We start from the raw sequence: 19,094 nt of genomic DNA, 5'->3' as shown, positions 1-19,094 counted from the left end.
AGTTTGTTTAGGCAACAAACTAATATATAACATGACATAAAAGCATCTGTATTTGAATGATCATGTTTAGAATTTATTTTTAAGGGGGAAATCACACATGGCTCACTCTCATTCTGGTTCAGTCGGCTATTTTGAAAGCGTAAACAAAGTGATTTACGAAGGGAAAGATTCCACTAATCCTTTAGCATTTAAATATTATAATCCTCAAGAAGTAATCGGCGGAAAGACAATGAAAGAGCATCTGCGATTTTCTATTGCCTATTGGCATACATTTACCGCTGACGGCACAGACATGTTTGGCGCAGCTACGATGCAGAGACCGTGGGATCACTATAAAGGCATGGATCTGGCGAGAGCGAGGGTAGATGCAGCGTTTGAGATGTTTGAAAAACTGGATGCGCCATTTTTTGCTTTTCATGACCGGGATATCGCACCGGAAGGAAGTACGTTAAAAGAGACAAATCAAAATCTGGATATAATCGTGGACATGATAAAAGACTACATGAGAACCAGCGGCGTTAAGCTTTTATGGAATACTGCAAATATGTTCACGAATCCCCGTTTTGTGCATGGTGCGGCGACTTCTTGTAATGCAGATGTATTTGCGTATGCCGCAGCCCAAGTAAAAAAAGGATTAGAAACAGCAAAAGAGCTTGGCGCTGAGAACTATGTATTTTGGGGCGGACGTGAAGGGTACGAAACTTTGTTAAATACCGATTTAAAATTTGAGCTTGATAATATGGCCAGATTTATGCATATGGCAGTGGATTATGCGAAGGAAATCGGGTATACAGGGCAGTTTTTGATTGAACCAAAACCAAAAGAGCCGACCACCCATCAATATGATACGGACGCAGCAACAACCATTGCCTTTTTAAAGCAATACGGCTTAGACAATCATTTTAAATTAAATCTCGAAGCCAATCATGCCACATTAGCCGGGCATACATTCGAACATGAATTACGCATGGCGAGAGTGCATGGCCTTCTTGGCTCTGTTGACGCGAATCAGGGTGATCCGCTTTTAGGCTGGGACACAGATGAATTTCCGACAGATTTATATTCTGCGACATTAGCAATGTACGAAATCCTGCAAAATGGCGGTCTTGGAAGCGGAGGATTAAACTTTGACGCAAAGGTCAGGAGATCTTCTTTTGAGCCTGATGATTTACTATATGCCCATGTTGCAGGGATGGATACATTTGCAAGAGGATTGAAAGTCGCACACAAGTTAATCGAAGATCGTGTGTTTGAAGATGTGATTCAACACCGTTACCGCAGCTTTACTGAAGGGATTGGTCTTGAAATTGCAGAAGGAAGAGCTGATTTTAAGACACTTGAGCAATATGCGCTGAACAATCAGCCAATTAAAAACGAATCAGGGAGACAGGAACGGCTAAAAGCGATATTAAACCAATACATTTTACAGGTATAACCAAATGAAAAAAGAAGCTCCAGATCCCGCCATAAAAGATGCAGGCAGCCAAGTTCCCGGAATTGCCCGTCATGAAGTTACTGTTATGGCGGGTCATTTCAATGGGGATCTATTTAGAGAGGAAGGAGTGAAAAAATGAAGTATGTCATTGGAATAGACCTTGGAACGAGTGCCGTTAAAACCATTTTAGTCAATCAAAACGGCAAGGTTTGTGCAGAAGCGTCCAAAAGTTATCCGCTCATCCAAGAGAAGGCGGGATATAGTGAGCAAAATCCTGAAGACTGGGTGCAGCAAACAATTGAAGCATTGGCTGAATTGATTTCGATATCCAACGTTCAAGCCGGAGATATTGACGGGATTAGCTATTCAGGTCAAATGCATGGGTTAGTACTGCTTGATCAAGATCGGCGGGTGCTGCGTCATGCGATTCTTTGGAATGATACCAGAACGACGCCTCAATGCAGCAGGATAACCGAGACATTTGGCGATCATCTGCTTGATATCACAAAAAATCGTGTCCTTGAAGGGTTTACATTACCTAAAATGTTATGGGTGAAGGAACATGAGCCTGAACTTTTTAACAAAACCGCTGTTTTTCTGCTTCCGAAAGACTATGTGAGATTCCGCATGACCGGCGCCGTTCACACCGAATACTCCGATGCGGCAGGAACGTTACTTTTACATATGACCCGCAAAGAGTGGAGCGATGAGATTTGCAATCAATTTGGTATTTCAGCGGAAATTTGTCCTCCGCTGGTTGAATCCCATGACTGTGTAGGATCGCTGCTTCCGAGCGTTGCGGCGAAGACAGGGCTGCTCGAAAAAACAAAAGTATACGCTGGGGGAGCAGATAATGCTTGCGGTGCTGTCGGAGCCGGTATTCTTTCTTCGGGAAAAACATTATGCAGTATCGGGACGTCAGGAGTCATACTTTCCTGTGAAGAAGACAAAGAAAGGGACTTTAAAGGGAAAGTGCACTTTTTTAATCATGGAAAGAAGGATTCTTTTTATACGATGGGAGTCACGCTCGCTGCAGGGTACAGTTTGGACTGGTTTAAAAGAACGTTTGCGCCGAACGAATCGTTTGAACAATTATTGCAGGGCGTGGAATCTGTTCCGATAGGAGCAAACGGACTGCTGTACACTCCTTACTTGGTCGGTGAAAGAACGCCGCATGCTGATTCATCTATTCGGGGAAGCTTGATCGGAATGGACGGAGCCCATAAAAGAGAGCACTTTTTGAGGGCGATAATGGAAGGCATCACATTCTCTTTATATGAATCAATTGAGCTATTCCGCGAAGCGGGAAAATCAGTTGATACGGTTGTCTCTATTGGCGGGGGAGCTAAAAATGAAACGTGGCTTCAAATGCAGGCTGATATTTTCAATACGAGGGTGGTTAAGTTAGAAAATGAACAAGGTCCGGCCATGGGGGCTGCGATGTTAGCCGCCTTCGGAAGCGGGTGGTTTGACTCTCTTGAAGAATGTGCAGAGCAGTTCATTCATGAAGCAGCTGCATTTTATCCAAAAGAACAAAATGTTCAAAAATATAAAACATTATTCGAGTTGTATAAGAACATTTACGTTCACACAAAAGATCTCAATACAGCTTTAAAGAGCTTTCGACAAACCTAATTTTCAGGAGGTCAGTTGAGGGATATCAAAGCAACGGCAGCGCTAATGTAACTTCAAATGTGTTAGCTATTGAAGGAAACTGATAAGCATTCTTGTAAGTTGTGACTGCATCAGTCTAAACTCATATGACGATGAATTGAGAAGTATACACACAAAACATCCCCTCACATTGCGTGAGGGGGATGTTTTTTATTATTGAGATTTTCCTGTTTCTTGAATCCGTGGAGATAGCCTTTCTGCAATGGATTTGCAGGTATTACTCAACTTCAGGAGTTCCTTAGAAAATGAAAAAAGAACCTCGCCAAATTGGCCAGGTTCTTTTTATATTGCACAAAAACAGACACGGTGATATAATCAGAACACGCGCGCTTTCTGTGTGAAAAGTCATAGTTATCCATCTTATATTATGATTATATCATGCTGAAAAGCTCTTGTCAAATTTTTTTGAAGGGGAGATATAGAATGAGTTCTTTGGTTCTCGGCATTCACGAAATTGAAAAAACACAGCCTTTGCTCGTTGGAGGAAAAGGGTTACATTTAGGGGAATTATCAAAAATTCAAGGAATACAAGTACCGGAAGGATTTTGTGTCACAACCGCAGGATATCAAAAAGCCATTGAACAAAACGAAACGTTACAAGCGCTGTTGGATCAACTGACCATGCTGAAAGCGGAGAATCGGGATCAAATTGGTGAAGTCAGCAAAAAAATCCGGCAAACCATTATGGAAGCAGAAATTCCTTCAGATGTAGTCAAAGCAGTCGCTTGCCATCTCTCCCGGTTCGGCGAAAAACATGCCTATGCCGTACGTTCCAGTGCGACAGCTGAGGATTTACCGCATGCCTCTTTTGCCGGTCAACAAGACACTTATTTAAATATTACCGGCGTCGATGCGATCTTGCAGCATATCAGTAAATGTTGGGCGTCCCTATTTACGGATCGCGCGGTCATTTACCGTATGCAAAATGGATTTGATCACAGCCAAGTTTATTTATCCGTTATCATCCAAAGGGTGGTGTTCCCTCAGGCTTCGGGGATTTTATTTACCGCTGATCCGATGACCGGAAACCGAAAGCTGCTATCCATTGATGCCGGTTTTGGACTTGGTGAAGCACTTGTCTCCGGCTTAGTCTCTGCCGATTGTTATAAAGTACAGGACGGGCAAATCGTCGATAAGAGAATAGAAACTAAAAAATTGGCTATCTATGAACGAAAAGAAGGCGGAACAGAAACACAGGAGATCGCTCTTGATCAGCAAAAGATTCAAACACTGACTGATGAACAAATTTTACAGCTGGCACGTATCGGGAGACAGATCGAAGCTCATTTCGGCCAGCCGCAAGATATCGAATGGTGTTTGGACCGCGATACTTTTTATATTGTCCAAAGTCGTCCGATCACAACGTTATACCCCGTTCCTGAAGCGAACGATCGAGAAAATCACGTCTATATCTCTGTTGGTCATCAGCAAATGATGACGGATCCCATAAAACCCCTTGGATTGTCTTTTTTTCTGTTAACGACTGCTGCACCTATGCGTAAAGCCGGCGGAAGGCTATTCGTTGATGTCACACATCAACTGGCATCTCCTAATGTCAGAGAAGTTTTCTTAAAAGGCATGGGGCAGCACGATCCGCTCTTAAAAGACGCACTTATGACCATAATAGAGCGGCATGATTTCATTAAGCCGATACATGATAAAACGGCGCCGATTCCCGGCAAAGGCAATGCAGATATGCCGGATCAAGCTGAAAACGATCCGGCAATTGTTTCTGATTTGATTAAGAGCAGTCAGGCATCGATAGAAGAGTTAAAACAAAACATCCAGACGAAATCAGGATCTGATTTATTTCGTTTTATTTTGGAAGATATCCAGGAATTAAAGAATATTTTATTTAATCCAAAAAGTTCGGTATTGATTCGAACTGCAATGGATGCTTCATCATGGATTAACGAAAAAATGAACGAGTGGTTAGGCGAAAAAAACGCAGCAGATCCGCTTTCTCAATCTGTACCCCATAATATTACTTCAGAAATGGGGCTTGCGCTATTGGACGTCGCCGATGTGATCCGTCCTTATCCAGAAGTAATTGCCTATTTAGAGAATGTAAAAGATGATCACTTTTTGGATGGGCTGGTGAAGTTTGAAGGCGGGCGGGAAACCCATGACGCTATCTATGCTTATCTCAACAAGTACGGAATGCGATGTGCCGGAGAAATTGATATCACAAGAACTCGATGGAGCGAAAAACCAATTGCACTTGTCCCTATGATTCTTAATAATCTCAAAAACTTTGAGTCAAATGCCAGCCAGCGGAAATTTGAGCAAGGGCGGCAGGAGGCGTTGAAGAAAGAACAAGAGTTATTAGACCGATTGAAGCAATTACCGGACGGTGAACAAAAAGCCAAAGAAACTAAACGAATGATCCAAATCATCCGGAACTTCAGCGGATTCAGAGAATATCCAAAATACGGCATGATCAGCCGCTACTTCGTTTATAAGCAGGCTTTACTGAAAGAAGCCGAACAACTCGCAAAAGCGGGGGTTATTCATGAAAAAGAAGACATATACTATCTCACTTTTGAAGAACTTCAGGAAGTCGTACGCACAAATAAATTGGATTACCAAATCATCAGCACACGAAAAGGCGAGTACAAAGTATATGAAAAACTATCTCCGCCGCGTGTTATTACGTCTGACGGTGAAATCGTTACAGGCGAGTACAAACGAGAAAATCTCCCGGCCGGAGCGATTGCCGGGCTGCCCGTTTCCTCGGGAGTCATAGAGGGCAGGGCACGGGTTATTTTAAACATGGAAGATGCCGATTTGGAAGATGGGGATATATTAGTTACCCCCTATACTGATCCCAGCTGGACACCATTGTTTGTATCCATAAAAGGCCTGGTCACTGAAGTTGGCGGACTGATGACCCATGGAGCGGTTATCGCGCGTGAATACGGCTTACCTGCAGTTGTTGGAGTTGAAAATGCAACCCAATTGATAAAAGATGGTCAGCGAATCCGCGTTCATGGAACAGAAGGCTCTATTGAAATATTATAATAGCGGGTGTGTGCATCGCGTCACCAGCTATTTCCCGCATTTTAACTGACAAAGACCGAACAATAAGAAAAGCCGGAACCTCTTAGAAGAGGAATCCGGTTTTTTTATGTGAAAATGATTTAATGTGTGAACACCGCATTTTGTGGGCGGACCCTTACAAAAAAGATTCAGTGACTAAATCTAACGAATGACAATTTTATAAAGGTGAGTAATATCCTTTTTAAGTTCACAACATCTGTAATCCTGATGAATTAAAAACCGCCTTAGTTTTTTAACAACTATTTAGGGATTTTGTTCATGAACAAGTTTTTATTCCGAATTGGATTCGCCTTATTCTTCATAGCGGCAATATTGGCGCAGGCAGGGGAGGAAACTCTCCCGCTTACCAGAGTAAAAATAAAAAATGTTTATCTTAGATGATTTTTTTTAAAAGTAAAAACGCCATAAAACTTCTTATGGCGTCTGTCCGAACTAAGGGATGCAATGTTTGGGAGACGAATATAAATCGTCAATGTGCTAGAAAAGGAATGCAGCACCTACAATGATTAACAAAATGAACAGCACAACGATCAATACGAAAGAACTTCCACCGTAATTTCCACCGTAGTTCCCCATATTATTGCCACCTCCTGTTGTTAGGATAGTACATAATATGCCGGATGATAAATTTCGACATAGATTTAAGTCTAAATAAGAAAAAATGGATATTAAGTCTAAAATGAAGAGCTTCTAAGAATATGAAATAATGGGAAGTTAACTGAAAGAGAGAAATGGATGGGACGGTTTGCTGTTTAAAGAGGGGATATGGCTCAACATGCAATAAAACTGTGTATGAAAGTGGTGAGCCATGACGTTACTTCATCATGCAGAGCCACATACGAAGAGGTACAGGGAAATCATAGTTAACGAAAATATTCATCATTTCCCGGGCAAGCGCAGTATACGACAAATCAAAACAAATCACAAAGGGACGCAAGGTACGATACAAGGAGGCTGCTTGAGGGTTTGTGATGCCGATAAAGTTTCCGTTTCAAAACGGTCATATGTTTATTCGACACTTTACCTTTATTCCTGCAGAATGATTGTAAAAGAAAGTCCGGCAAAACTGCCGACTTTCCTAACGGAATTTAGATCTCAACAGATCTAAAGAAACCATCGACACTATCACCGGTGCCGCTATCATATTTCAGGATGTATTCTCCTTTTTGGTTAACGCTGAATTCTTGAATGAACGTTTTCCCCGCATTTAATGTCGTAGAGGATATAAGGAAGAAGCTGCCTGATTGAGTGAGGTATAACGATGACCGGGGCGGCTGCGGATCAACTGAAACGAAGTATATTCCCAAGCAAGGAGTATTTCTTTAACCTGAAACTTTTATAAAGCTTTAACGTATTACTTTATAAAGGTAAATAAGGAGGCTTCTGAATGGGATTAAAAAATTTCTTTAATACTGAGTTAAAATGCTCTATCTGCGGAAAAACATTAAAATCAGGGGATGAGATAACAGCTTATCTTACACTTCCGAGTGAGAAGAAGATGCCTGTGGGGAGAATGGACAAAGTGTTAAGCAAACACTCTGATAAGGTCTGCTGTAAAAAGTGCAGTGAGTAGGTTTTTAGTGTTATGAGGAACCTCTGGCGGGTTTCCTCATAACAAATATCAACCAATTAAATTAGAAAAAAGCGAAATTGTGATGATTAAAGTAGATAAAGAACTGAGGGATACCAAAGGGATCATTTTTCGTTTACTTTGCTTTTTTGAAGGTTTGTTTAGCTCGTGGATCACTGCACCCCATAAAAGCGTGGATGCTAAAATGATAAGACTCATATGTAACAACACTCCCTTGTTTTTAAGAATTTTACCATATTTATCATAAGGATGTCGATAGAACGAACATCTCTATAAAAAGAAGATTTTTATCTAAAATTGTTGAGAGATTCAGTGAACTATTATGTAGATTAAATTGAGCCTCAAATTACTCAGTGAAGAGAACAGGCGTTTTATTGAATATCAGATGAAGCGATAGAAGGGTTTATCAGGGTCACAAAGTATATGGTAATTCGCGTATTATGCGGTTGGGTGGAAAAATTAAGCTTTCTGCGTGGTATCTTGAAGTGACAGGAGGTGAACGGCATAAATGTGTCAGAGTAAAAAGAGCACTTCCAACCCTAATAAGGAAAGGAATTGAGAATTGAAATTAGAACGTTTGTTATCAATCATTTTCAAGCTCTTACATAATGAAATTTTATCTGCTTCCAGTTTAGCTGATGAATTTCAAGTATCAACGCGGACAATTTATAGAGACATCGAAGCGATTTGTGCAGCTGGAATACCAGTCGTTTCATACCAAGGGGCTAACGGCGGTTTTGGGATAATGAGAGGATACAAATTTGATAAAAGTTTAATCGGTTCTCATGATGTATTGAATTTAATTACAGTATTAAGCAGTTTGTCGAGTGTTTTTGAAGATAAAGAAGTTGAACACACGATAGATAGATTAAAATCTCTGGATACAAGCGAAAACAGCGGGACTTTGTATGTTAACTTGGAAAGCCTTAGAACAGAACCGAATTCATTAATCCGGCTGCGAAAAGCTATACAGGAAAAAAAGGCAGTACGCTTTGATTATGTCAGTAATAAAAATGAATTTACATCACGTGAAGTAGAACCTATCCACCTTCATTATAAGTTTCGTAATTGGTATGTATATGGCTTCTGCAGAGAACGTCAAGATGATAGAGAATTTAGAGTATCACGTATGATGAATATAACGCTTACTCAAGAAGAGTTTTTGCGCAGTCACAAAGTGAAAGATGAACCATCTTATTCAGAATCCGACCTAGGAGGGTTTGCGGATGTAGTCATTTGGGTTAATCCTAATTCCATAGCTAAAGTATTAGATCAATTTCAGAACGCTTCAAAAGTCATGAACAGAGATGGAAGTATGACGTTTACAATCTCTGTGTATCGGCCTCAGCATGCCGGATGGCTTAAATCAATTCTTTTGAGCTTTGGCAGTGGCGCTAAAATTATAAAACCGCTGGAACTGCAATCAATTTTAATGGATGAAGCCGAAAAAATAATGAAAATTTATAAAGATGTATGACAATCTGCTGTCATATATCTTTTTTTATAATCACAAGTATCAACTTTAAAGGAGAGATGTTAAATGAACCATGCGAAAAATATGTATCAGTATCATGTGTGGGCGAATAAAGCGTTATTAGAAAGAATAAAGGAATTACCAAGTAATGTCCTTTATGAAGAGGTTCACAGTTCATATCCTACAATTGCTCAAACGTTCAGTCACATCTGCGCGGTGGATGTTATGTGGCTGCAAGTGCTTAAAGGAATAGACATGCAGGAAGCATTGGAAGGTTCTGTGGCTTATGCGGAAAGAGCTCATTTATATTCTGCAGATGAATTTGCGGCGTCTTATGAAGAACTGGCTTCACAGTTTGAAGAATGGATGAATAGCCAAACAGATTTAGAACAAAAAATGAACTTAAATAATCCTTGGTTAGGTTACAGAGAAACTGCTTACTCAGAAATTTTATTCCATGTTGCCAATCACGGAACTTATCATCGGGGCAGCATAACAACTATGTTAAGACAGCAGGGCTACGCTTCGGCAATGAATGACCTTGCATTATATTGGTATCAGGGTTAGTTCAGAGAGTACTTGCAAAATGAATAACCGCTGAATGGTCTGTAGAGCTTCTTTTCTGAACTAAATGACAAAGTCTCATTCAGTCTGGGTGGGGCGCAGAGCAAGAATAGAGATTAAAGGCTGCCGTATCATTCCCGGCAGCCTTAATGATTAGGAAGTAAAATCGATAACCATGCGGCCGGTCACTTTACCTTGCTCCATTTCTTCAAAAATATCATTCACATCTTCGATCGGGCGTTTTGTCACTTTAGGTACAACTTTACCGTCCGCAGCAAATTGAAAAGCTTCCTTCAGGTCTTCTCTGGTACCCACTAATGAACCTACTACCTGAATTCCATCTAACACGAGACGGGGAATATCTAAATCCATTTTGTCCACCGGTAAACCGACGGCGACTACGCGAGCTCCTGCTTTTACAACATCAATCGCTTGATTGAAAGGGGTTTTAGAGACAGCCGTGATGACCACTGCATCAAGCCCTAAATCGTTAGTCACTTCTTTTGCTTTAGCGACGGGGTCTTCGTTTAAACTGTTTACAACCGCATCAGCGCCTAAGCTCTTAGCAAAATTCAATTTTTCATCGCTAATGTCGAAAGCAATCACTTTAGCGTTAAAGACGTTTTTTGCATATTGAACAGCCAGGTTGCCTAAACCACCGACTCCAAATACACCGATCCATTGACCTGGTTTAATTTCACTGACTTTAACCGCTTTATAAGTTGTTACACCTGCACAAGTAATGCTGCTTGCTGCTGCAGGATCCAAATTTTCCGGCACCTTTATTGCATAATCGACCGCTACGATTGCTTCTTCAGCCATTGCGCCGTCAACTGTATAGCCGGCATTTTTTACATCACGGCACAAGGTTTCACGGCCTGTTAAGCAATATTCGCAGCGGCCGCAGCTTTCAAACATCCAGGCAATAGAGACGCGGTCGCCCTTTTTCAGGCTTGTTACGCCTTCACCAATCTCAGTCACAATGCCTATTCCCTCATGACCTAAAGTGACGCCGGTAACATCCCCGAAATCAGCATTTTTAACATGCAAGTCAGTATGACATACACCGCAGTATTCCATCTTAACTTTGGCTTCACCATGTCGCAAAGGACGTAATTCTTTTTGTACGATCGCTATACTTTTGTCTTTTGTTGCTACTACAGCTTTCAAATCATACACCCCTTTCAAATATTAGCAGAAAATTTTTACTTATCTTACAATTTAGCATACTGCTCTTATTTTGAAAACCCTTACATTTTTGCAGGCAAGTGTCTCTACAAAAATTGAGGGAGCTATGAAGGGAGGATTCTATGGATGATTTGTCATCCGAATGGTGTTTAAATGGGGGTTTGTCTCCAAATGCACAGAATGCTTTGCTTTTGTGGTCATAATCTTTCTATAGATATTTGACTTGCACTGCAGAGAATTACACTGGCAGGATATGATTTTACCTTTAGTGAAAAGAATTTCACGGGTAATCATTTGAACTTGAGCTCGGCTGATAAGGTGAATGGTGATGCAAACAGAAATCATTACTTATTGATTACAAAAGAAGCAGGCTGCGGAGACGTGTGGATTTCACGGATTCGAACACGATGAGCCGGATGCAGATTGGTGAGCGATCTTTTTTAATGGCAATAAAATTTCTGGATATTAAGATAGCGAATTGATGATATGCCAAAAAAACATAGATCTTTTAAAGTGATGGATATATACTGATTTTAAAAATAAAAAAATGGAAAATGTATTTTTATAAAAAGCAGGTGAAATTATGGGAGCGGCGTCTTGGAGCAAAAGTCGAAAGTATATTTACACGTTGGCTTTTTCAAGTTTGTCGTATGGTTTGATTTTCGGGCTATATATGTTTGTATACTCGGGTTTTGTGCCAATTGCATTGGTTACTGTAGTTATCATTGCTTTTTACGCATTCATTACTTACTTTTTGTTTGCTGTTCCTGTGCAACTATGGCTAAGAAAGAAGCCTAAAAAGTTTAGTTTGATTCATCTTTTCATTTATACCGCAGTCGCTTTTTTAGCTGTGTTCTTGTTCTGGCACATAGGTAATCCGTCAATTGATTTCACGGTTTTCAGAAGTTTCATTTATTACATAATGAGCATTGCTGCTGCGTTCATATATTGGTACTGGGACTCTATATTTCTGAGAAATTACAATGTTCACCGGAAGTAAAGCTGATGTTCCCAAAAGAAAGCGGGTGAGGAAAATTGAATACATTGAGTTGACTAGGGACAATATTGATGACAATCATATTTGCTGTGCGTTAGGTACGAAACAATATGAGGATGCGGTAAATGAAAAGAAGAGCTGGCTCAAAGATCGGATGAGTGATGGCTTGGTGTTCTACCGCCTAAACGAACGGGCCAAAATTTTTATTGAATATTTACCTGCAGAAGAAGCGTGGGTCCCGGTAAGCGCACCTAATTTTATGTTTATTAATTGCCTTTGGGTCTCAGGTAAATATAAGAATAACGGACATGCGAAACACTTGTTAGAAAAATGTGTGTCAGATGCAAAATCCCGCGGTATGGATGGGATATTTCATATAGTGGGGAAGAAAAAACTCCCTTATTTAAGTGATAAGCATTTCTTCGAGCATATGGGATTTGCTGTGCAAGATGAAGCAGAACCCTATTTTCAGTTGGTGTCACTGACGTGGAAGGAACATGCACATCCTCCTGTATTTAAAAAACAGGTGAAAAGTAATTCCGTTAATGATGAGGGAATCATAATATTTTATACAGCTCAATGCCCATTTGCAGTCGGAGTGTTAAAGGATTTAAAGGAACTGACTGAAAAGAAAGGGCTTCATTTTCAGGCCCTGAGAATAACGTCAAAAGATATGGCGCAAAAATCCCCGGCAGTTTGGACGACTTTCAGCGTGTTTTATAATGGGACATTTCTCACTCATGAGATGATGAGCGTAAATAAGTTTGAAAAAATACTGAATAAGCTTTTAATGGCTTAACTTTGTTTTATTACTATTGCTCGTTTCTATATTCGATACTGAGGGTTTTTCAGGAAAATTGTTCAGTACTTTACATTGCGGGCGGCAAATGAATGATTATTGTTTTTGACAAAGATGATAACACCCATCATTATAGTAAAAATAGATTGTGATAAGTTCTTCAACAAACGAAGAAGTTCTTTTCAAAGGTCGATAACAATGAAACAGGAGACTGCAAATGCAAAAAATTGAAACCCATCGCTTAATTTTAAGAAATTTTACCGAGAAAGATGCGCAAGGTCTGTTGGAATATTCGGCACATCCGAGAGTGAATTGCTTTCTTGATGACAGAATATCTACGTTAGAAGAAGCTGCCGTAAACGTTCAAAAAAGAAGCCGAGATGACTCTTATATTGCAGTTTGTTTAAAAGACAGTAATGATCTAGTCGGAGAACTATTTTATTTAAAAGAAGAGCCAGATACCTATTCCGTTTGTTGGAATTTTAATGCCCGTTTTGAAGGGATGGGATACGCAAGTGAAAGTGCGAAGGCTTTCTTTGAGTATCTCTTTATGCAAAAAGAAGCAAGAAGGCTTTATGCATATGTTGAAGATGATAACTGCAGGTCACAAAAACTATGTGAGAGATTAGGAATGCGTAAAGAAGGTTATTTTCTTGAGTTTATTTCATTTACTGCCCACGAGGATGGAACACCTAAATATGAAAACACTTACCAATACGCATTGCTAAAGAAAGAATGGTTAAAACAAAAACATAGTTAATAGAATTTGTGGGGAAATAACCTCTCCTTTACCGAAAAAACCCTGCTGAAAGCAGGTTTTTTTGTATTTAAGTTAAATACTTCATTAGGTTACCTAGTAACGATCAAAAAGATTCAGCCTGAAGGTTGGGAAAAACATGAAAATCATTATAGCAATGTTGTAAAATTAGAGAGAGGATGATTGTGATGGACATTTTGCAGTTTAACGACAGAAGGAGCGGGAAGTAATCGAATCAGCAATGTTCAATTCATTTTGATGCATTTAAAGAAGCGCTTGAGGATGGAAAAGTGGTTGATAATCAAAATGTGAAAAGCAGGTCAGAGGCAACCTATTTTACGGTGAGACCGGAAATATTCTCTTCATCTTCTGATGCTGTTCAAAGCTGACACCTCTTGATGCTTATGTATAAGAAAATAATACCATTGAAATATATGTAACATCAATGAATAAGGTTGGAAACGGAGGGGTTCAAAGTTGGTGCGATCTTGTGTAAAAGAAAGGATCAGGATGAATGTGACCAGCATCCACCCTGATCAATGGGGTTCACAGTGTTCTATTTCATTGTATTCCAATCGGAATAATATTACAAGGGTGAAAAAGAAATAAGCGGAATGTTTTCGGCTTCTTCTGTCTCTGGAGCGGGAAACGGAAAGTGAGATGTTTGAATGAAAATAAATGATTATCTGAAGGAAAGGTTTCCGACTTTAAAATTAGTGTCCGGCATTTATCATCAATGGGACGTGGGAATTCATTTTTCTCTGGGCGGCAATATGTATCAATTTAATGAAAGCGGTGCTTTGAATATTGAGTATTTTCAGCTTGTTCATCATCAAACCGCCGCACTTTTCAATGAGCTGTTTGAACATAGTGATGACATGTTCCTTGTTGCCAACGTATATAAGCATAAAACTCAAGGTAATCACGCGAGAAAATTAAAGGTTTATCAGCCGTTTCTGAAGTGTAAGGATGATTTATATCGGATTCAGGTGAAGACCTGCCCCTGTCCGTTTGAAGAAGATGATGCAGAAGAATATGAAATGCAGCAGTTTTCTTTATTATGTAAACGGAAAGATCTGCGTATTCCCCAATTACTTAAGGCAGCCGTCCACGAAGATTTTCCGCTGAAGCCAAGGTTCGGGGGCTGTTCCGTTGGGTATCCCGATGTTTTCTTTGTGAATATGACAAAAGATATTATTTTCTTTCTGTATGATGACAGAGGGTGTGAAGTCATCGCTCTTGATGCCGGAAGAATACGAAAGCTTTATGATCAATATCACGATTGGATTGAATTGGACTGAAAACGAACACATGAATTCGAATCCGCTTGTGCCGGCTTTGTTCTTGCCTAGTACGGCTGCATGAGTATAATGGGCAGAATTGAAGGGCGCCGGAAACTTTTTTTCCTCTTATACCGGCCTTCTGCATGTTAAGCTTCTGTATTTATTTTGAATGAATTCCTATTTATAAAACGGCTGAATAGAATAACATAAAAGCTTTTTTACACAGTGCAGGAGGAGAGAAATGTGAGGGCTGAACACCGTGATTGTATGGAAATTGGAATTTATTCATTTGCAGAATTATATCCCGATCCTCTGACAGGGAAAACAGTCAGCGCAAAGCAGCGGATAGATGAATTGATAAAGCTGGCGAAACTGGCTGACGACGCAGGGCTTGATGTATTCGGTGTAGGCGAGCATCATCGTCTTGATTATGCGGTATCTTCGCCGCCGGCCATCTTATCAGCGATTTCACAGATCACTGAAAATATTAAGCTGACCAGTGCCACGACTGTATTATCCACCGCAGATCCCGTCCGTTTATTTGAGGATTTTGCAACGCTTGATTTGATTTCAGACGGCCGGGCGGAAATCATTGCGGGACGGGGCGCATTTTTAGACTCGTTTCCTCTTTTCGGTTATGACGTAGGCCATTATAAAGAACTGTTTGAAGAACACATTAACCTTTTTTTAAAACTAAATTCCGGGGAAGAATCGGTTACCTGGAAAGGACGTTACCGACCGCCGCTGCGCGAGGCAGAAATTTCTCCTCGGCCTTTTCGCGGAAGCATTCCGCTATGGTTAGGTGTTTCGGGGACTCCGGAAAGCGCAGAACGAGCCGGGCGTGCAGGTGCGGGTTTGGCATTAGCTGTACTGAGCGGTGATCCGATGTCATCTAAGCCGCTTGTTGACAAATACCGAGAAGCGGCTTTTAAAGCCGGTCATCCTCCGGAAAATGTGAAGGTTGCCGTAACCGGACATATGTTCATTTCAAAAACGAATGAACAGGCAATACAAGAATTTTACCCGTATCATTCAAATTACTGGTCTCACGTTCATTCATATCACGGGATCGATGAGCCTTTAACGAAGGAAGATTTTGAGCGGGCGTCCGGAAAAGAAACAGCTTTATTTGTGGGAAGTTCACAGCAGATCATTGAAAAAATCATGCATCAATATGAGTTGTTCGGGCATCAGCGATTTCTCGCGCAAATCGATATAGGAGGTATGCCGTTTAAAAAAGCCGCGGAAAACATCGAACGATTAGCAACGGAAGTAGCACCGGTTATCCGAAAAGAAACCGGCAAATCCAGCGAATGAAGTTCTGAGCAAAAGGGGCGGGCCGGTTTTTGGCAATCGCGGATTCGACAACAGAATCGGCTCGGCTTTTTCTTTATGATTATAAAAAACAAAGGGGAAAGCGCGAACCTCATTGCTTTTTCCTATCAAGAAAAGGAAGGTCATTTCATCCTCTATCGTGAAGTGTATATACCGAAAGGTTTTTATTAACAAAAGAGGGAGGATGATGCAGTAATGAAGGGTTTAGTCAAAGCTGCAGTTTTAACTGTTACTCTTGGGATTGGAGGCGCTTTCTATTCAAGTGATGCATCTGCGCACGGGTATATAAAAGAGCCCGTCAGCAGAGCGTACATGGGAGCTTTAGAGAAACAAACATTGGGCTGGACGGCCGCTGCGCAGAAATATGGCTCCGTCATTGATAATCCTCAGTCTGTAGAAGGGCCGAAAGGATTTCCGGCTGCAGGTCCGCCGGATGGAAGAATTGCGTCTGCAAATGGGGGATCGGGACAAATTGACTTCGGTTTAGACAAGCAGACTGCAGATTATTGGGTAAAACAAAACATCCGCGGCGGTTTTAACACCTTTACTTGGTACTACACGGCTCCTCATGCGACATCAAAGTGGCACTATTATATCACCAAGAAAAACTGGAATCCGAATAAACCTTTGTCAAGAGATGAATTTGAATTAATCGGAACGGTAAACCACGACGGTTCCAAGGCAGATACGAATCTGACTCATAAGATTTTTGTGCCGACTGATCGAAGCGGGTATCATGTCATTTTGGGGGTATGGGACGTTGCGGATACTTCCAATGCCTTCTATAACGTCATCGATGTAAATCTTACACAATAATCTATGAATTACTGATCGGCTGCATGTTGATTCATCGGCCGATCTTTTTAGTTTTAATGTGTGAATGAAAAGGGGAAAAACAGCAGAGCGCCATAAACATTTCATTTATGGCGCCGTACGATCATGGAGGTGCTGCTGACATGGATGCGGAGGTAAGAGGATTCTTAATAACCGCCGAGGAAAGAAGCCCCAACGATGATTAATAAAATGAATAGCACCACGATTAACGCAAAGGAGCTACCATAACCACCTGAGAATCCCATATAATCTCACCTCCTAAAGAGGATTAATACATACTATGCCGAAATGAAAAGTTTGATAGGGATGCTAGTCTACTTTTTGAAAAAAGGTTTTTTAGTCTATATTTCCTCCACATGGCCATCCGTTAAAATGAGTAAAAGCAGGAATCGTACTGCTTCCTGTAATAGAAACGTAGGCTCATATATTGAGCAGTTGCGAAGAGGATGCGCAGTTGGCTTGTTTTTTTAAAAATGAAAATGTAACACGCTATTAGGATTGGACCCTTTTGATTCAACGGAACAGGCTGAAGAAATGATTGGTTGGTTTCAAGAGCAGTAGCATGAAAAGAGGGAATGTGATGAGGAATAGAGAAAAAAGATGCGAAGGGCATAATCGGAACCATGTATCAAAACGGACTGCCTGATAATATACGCGTATACTCCATTCAGAATGGGAACGTTAACGATCTAAATAGAAGAACTTCAAGTGTTCTGCGGTAAATAAAAAAAGCCGATGAAGGCTTAAAATTGATTAGACGCTGTAAAGCATTCTTTTTGCTGTGCTTTCTGCAGACGGAGTTTGATTGTAAGAAACGATTCCGATCATCACTAACAAGATGATGAACACCAATATGCTCCACAACATTATTTTTAAAGACTTTGACATGGCATACCCTCACTTTGAAAGACTTACCGGGGCTGCGATCGGAGCCCGCACTTCAAGTATAGTCGTTATAACGGTGAAAAATGTGCAGTATCCCGTTATTAAAATAAAAACTTGCGGGCGCTGCCGCAAGTTTTCTCTGTATTAAGGTCTGTGGAATTCAATATGCTGATTATCACGATCGAACCATCCTCTGAATGCCCAATTGATCCAGCCCCCGTCTCCTTTGTTATCAAAGGAACCGTCTTCGAAGACCCAGATTCCGTAAGTAATGCCGTCATAAACGGCTGATCCGTAAAATTGAACGCCGTTAAAGCGGTCTTCATATTCTTGATTTAAATTGAACACCATGACGTTGTACTTCTGTCCTGATGCGTAAAATGTTGTTTCCATGACATTTTTTACCCAGCCGGTTCGGTTTTGATCTGACTTAACCGCTTCAGCAATGCGATCTGAAATTCCGAGAACATCTACGTTTACGTTCAGCCCGGCATCAACACCTGCTGCTTTTACGTTTTGGCCTGCTGTTTGGGGTAATTTACTTTCTAACGGATTTGCAACGGGTGAAACGTGAGACGCGTTTGCATGTTCAGACTGACTGGCTGCTGAGGCACTGGCTGTGAAAGGAATTGTTAGAGATAAAGCTAAGCATGATCCGACTATTGTTCTGGCGATTTTCATGTCTATGACCTCCTGAGGAAATTTTTAAAAATTGTTGCAAATTCATGGTATCGCAGAGAAATTGACCAAGCAAAGAGTAGATTTTCTCAAAAGTCATGTCATTCTATTTGTGTTGTTTTCTGTAAATGAAATACTTTTCATTAGGCGAAAAGGGAAGAAAATAATAGAGTCTTTTTATGTATTGTGATAGGATGACCGGATTTTGGGTAAAAAAAGCCCGGAGAAACGCCATAATAAGAAAAACACCCGGGGTTTACCGGGTGTAAAAAGTGTTGATATGTCAAGTCAGCAGCATTTTTTACATTTTTTGCATTTTCTTTTATAAACAACGATGTAATCATAATCAAGATGCTTTTTATCTTGTTTCTTCTTTTGTTTAGGCTGCTTTGGCTGGTGATCATAATGTCCGTTCATACCCATATCCATATCCATACTCATATTCCTCCTTTTTTCATCTGACGGTAGTATTCTATGACAGAAAGCATGGATGGCTTGGACAAATGAAACGGTATGCTGAAAAAGAGGCATCTCATTCGG

General features: G+C 40.6%; 18 protein-coding genes. 13 read left to right on the top strand and 5 right to left on the bottom strand.

What is annotated here, in order from left to right; translation table 11 throughout:
* Window positions 1-97 precede the first annotated feature (97 nt).
* The 4 genes from xylA (at window position 98) to ppsA (ending at window position 6,130) form a co-directional block, all read left to right on the top strand.
* The gene (xylA, locus tag ACWJJ5_RS05505; RefSeq protein ID WP_454022274.1) at window positions 98-1,435 is read left to right on the top strand and encodes a xylose isomerase; all 1,338 of its coding nucleotides are present in this window, start codon (window positions 98-100) and stop codon (window positions 1,433-1,435) included.
* Between the two features lie 4 nt (window positions 1,436-1,439).
* Window positions 1,440-1,574, top strand: coding sequence for a hypothetical protein (locus ACWJJ5_RS05500; protein WP_255764307.1), 135 nt, complete (start codon window positions 1,440-1,442; stop codon window positions 1,572-1,574).
* The gene (xylB, locus tag ACWJJ5_RS05495; protein ID WP_436335862.1) at window positions 1,571-3,070 is read left to right on the top strand and encodes a xylulokinase; all 1,500 of its coding nucleotides are present in this window, start codon (window positions 1,571-1,573) and stop codon (window positions 3,068-3,070) included. Before ACWJJ5_RS05500 ends, xylB begins: the two co-directional genes overlap by 4 nt.
* Window positions 3,071-3,532: 462 nt before the next feature.
* Window positions 3,533-6,130 (top strand): phosphoenolpyruvate synthase, encoded by a 2,598-nt coding sequence (ppsA, locus tag ACWJJ5_RS05490; protein ID WP_454022273.1) that lies wholly within the window; start codon window positions 3,533-3,535, stop codon window positions 6,128-6,130.
* Between the two features lie 516 nt (window positions 6,131-6,646).
* Here the strand turns inward: ppsA and ACWJJ5_RS05485 are convergent.
* Window positions 6,647-6,745: a YjcZ family sporulation protein gene (locus tag ACWJJ5_RS05485; RefSeq protein WP_003154037.1), complete on the bottom strand. Its 99-nt coding sequence runs from the start codon at window positions 6,743-6,745 to the stop codon at window positions 6,647-6,649.
* An 811-nt stretch (window positions 6,746-7,556) separates the two neighbouring features.
* Between ACWJJ5_RS05485 and ACWJJ5_RS05480 the strand changes: the two genes are divergently transcribed.
* The 3 genes from ACWJJ5_RS05480 (at window position 7,557) to ACWJJ5_RS05470 (ending at window position 9,801) form a co-directional block, all read left to right on the top strand.
* A complete protein-coding gene (locus ACWJJ5_RS05480) occupies window positions 7,557-7,742 on the top strand; it encodes a hypothetical protein (protein ID WP_003154035.1) in 186 nt (61 codons plus the stop codon).
* A gap of 580 nt (window positions 7,743-8,322) precedes the next feature.
* Complete coding sequence (locus ACWJJ5_RS05475) at window positions 8,323-9,237, top strand: helix-turn-helix transcriptional regulator (protein WP_014305054.1); 915 nt, start codon at window positions 8,323-8,325, stop codon at window positions 9,235-9,237.
* 63 nt (window positions 9,238-9,300) lie between these two features.
* Window positions 9,301-9,801, top strand: coding sequence for a DinB family protein (locus ACWJJ5_RS05470; protein WP_014305055.1), 501 nt, complete (start codon window positions 9,301-9,303; stop codon window positions 9,799-9,801).
* A 150-nt stretch (window positions 9,802-9,951) separates the two neighbouring features.
* Here ACWJJ5_RS05470 and adhP read toward each other — a convergent pair whose 3' ends face one another.
* On the bottom strand, window positions 9,952-10,968 hold the full coding sequence (gene adhP / locus ACWJJ5_RS05465; RefSeq protein ID WP_079004854.1) for an alcohol dehydrogenase AdhP: 1,017 nt from the start codon (window positions 10,966-10,968) through the stop codon (window positions 9,952-9,954).
* Between the two features lie 601 nt (window positions 10,969-11,569).
* Here adhP and ACWJJ5_RS05460 point away from each other — a divergent pair.
* From ACWJJ5_RS05460 to ACWJJ5_RS05435, 6 genes are all read left to right on the top strand, one after another.
* Window positions 11,570-11,986, top strand: a complete 417-nt coding sequence (locus ACWJJ5_RS05460; protein ID WP_454022272.1) for a UPF0715 family protein — start codon at window positions 11,570-11,572, stop codon at window positions 11,984-11,986.
* A gap of 34 nt (window positions 11,987-12,020) precedes the next feature.
* A complete protein-coding gene (locus tag ACWJJ5_RS05455) occupies window positions 12,021-12,782 on the top strand; it encodes a GNAT family N-acetyltransferase (protein ID WP_454022385.1) in 762 nt (253 codons plus the stop codon).
* A 217-nt stretch (window positions 12,783-12,999) separates the two neighbouring features.
* Window positions 13,000-13,542, top strand: coding sequence for a GNAT family N-acetyltransferase (locus ACWJJ5_RS05450; protein ID WP_077722376.1), 543 nt, complete (start codon window positions 13,000-13,002; stop codon window positions 13,540-13,542).
* A gap of 665 nt (window positions 13,543-14,207) precedes the next feature.
* A complete protein-coding gene (locus tag ACWJJ5_RS05445) occupies window positions 14,208-14,840 on the top strand; it encodes a DUF3885 domain-containing protein (protein ID WP_172614712.1) in 633 nt (210 codons plus the stop codon).
* Between the two features lie 225 nt (window positions 14,841-15,065).
* Window positions 15,066-16,139 (top strand): LLM class flavin-dependent oxidoreductase, encoded by a 1,074-nt coding sequence (locus tag ACWJJ5_RS05440; protein WP_454022271.1) that lies wholly within the window; start codon window positions 15,066-15,068, stop codon window positions 16,137-16,139.
* A 213-nt stretch (window positions 16,140-16,352) separates the two neighbouring features.
* A complete protein-coding gene (locus ACWJJ5_RS05435) occupies window positions 16,353-16,973 on the top strand; it encodes a lytic polysaccharide monooxygenase auxiliary activity family 9 protein (RefSeq protein WP_003154023.1) in 621 nt (206 codons plus the stop codon).
* A gap of 164 nt (window positions 16,974-17,137) precedes the next feature.
* On the opposite strand, the gene ACWJJ5_RS05430 is transcribed toward ACWJJ5_RS05435, so the two are convergent.
* From ACWJJ5_RS05430 to ACWJJ5_RS05420, 3 genes are all read right to left on the bottom strand, one after another.
* The gene (locus tag ACWJJ5_RS05430; RefSeq protein WP_003154022.1) at window positions 17,138-17,236 is read right to left on the bottom strand and encodes a YjcZ family sporulation protein; all 99 of its coding nucleotides are present in this window, start codon (window positions 17,234-17,236) and stop codon (window positions 17,138-17,140) included.
* Window positions 17,237-18,020: 784 nt separating this feature from the next.
* Window positions 18,021-18,557, bottom strand: coding sequence for a stress protein (locus tag ACWJJ5_RS05425; protein WP_454022270.1), 537 nt, complete (start codon window positions 18,555-18,557; stop codon window positions 18,021-18,023).
* Window positions 18,558-18,842: 285 nt separating this feature from the next.
* Window positions 18,843-18,989 carry a hypothetical protein gene (locus ACWJJ5_RS05420; RefSeq protein ID WP_164672386.1) on the bottom strand — a complete coding sequence of 49 codons (147 nt, stop codon included), beginning with the start codon at window positions 18,987-18,989 and terminating at the stop codon, window positions 18,843-18,845.
* Window positions 18,990-19,094: the final 105 nt, after the last annotated feature.

The sequence above is a fragment of the Bacillus sp. JK74 genome (assembly GCF_053663395.1).
Note: the sequence above shows the minus strand (reverse complement) of the source record. Positions and strands in the feature narration are given on the sequence as shown.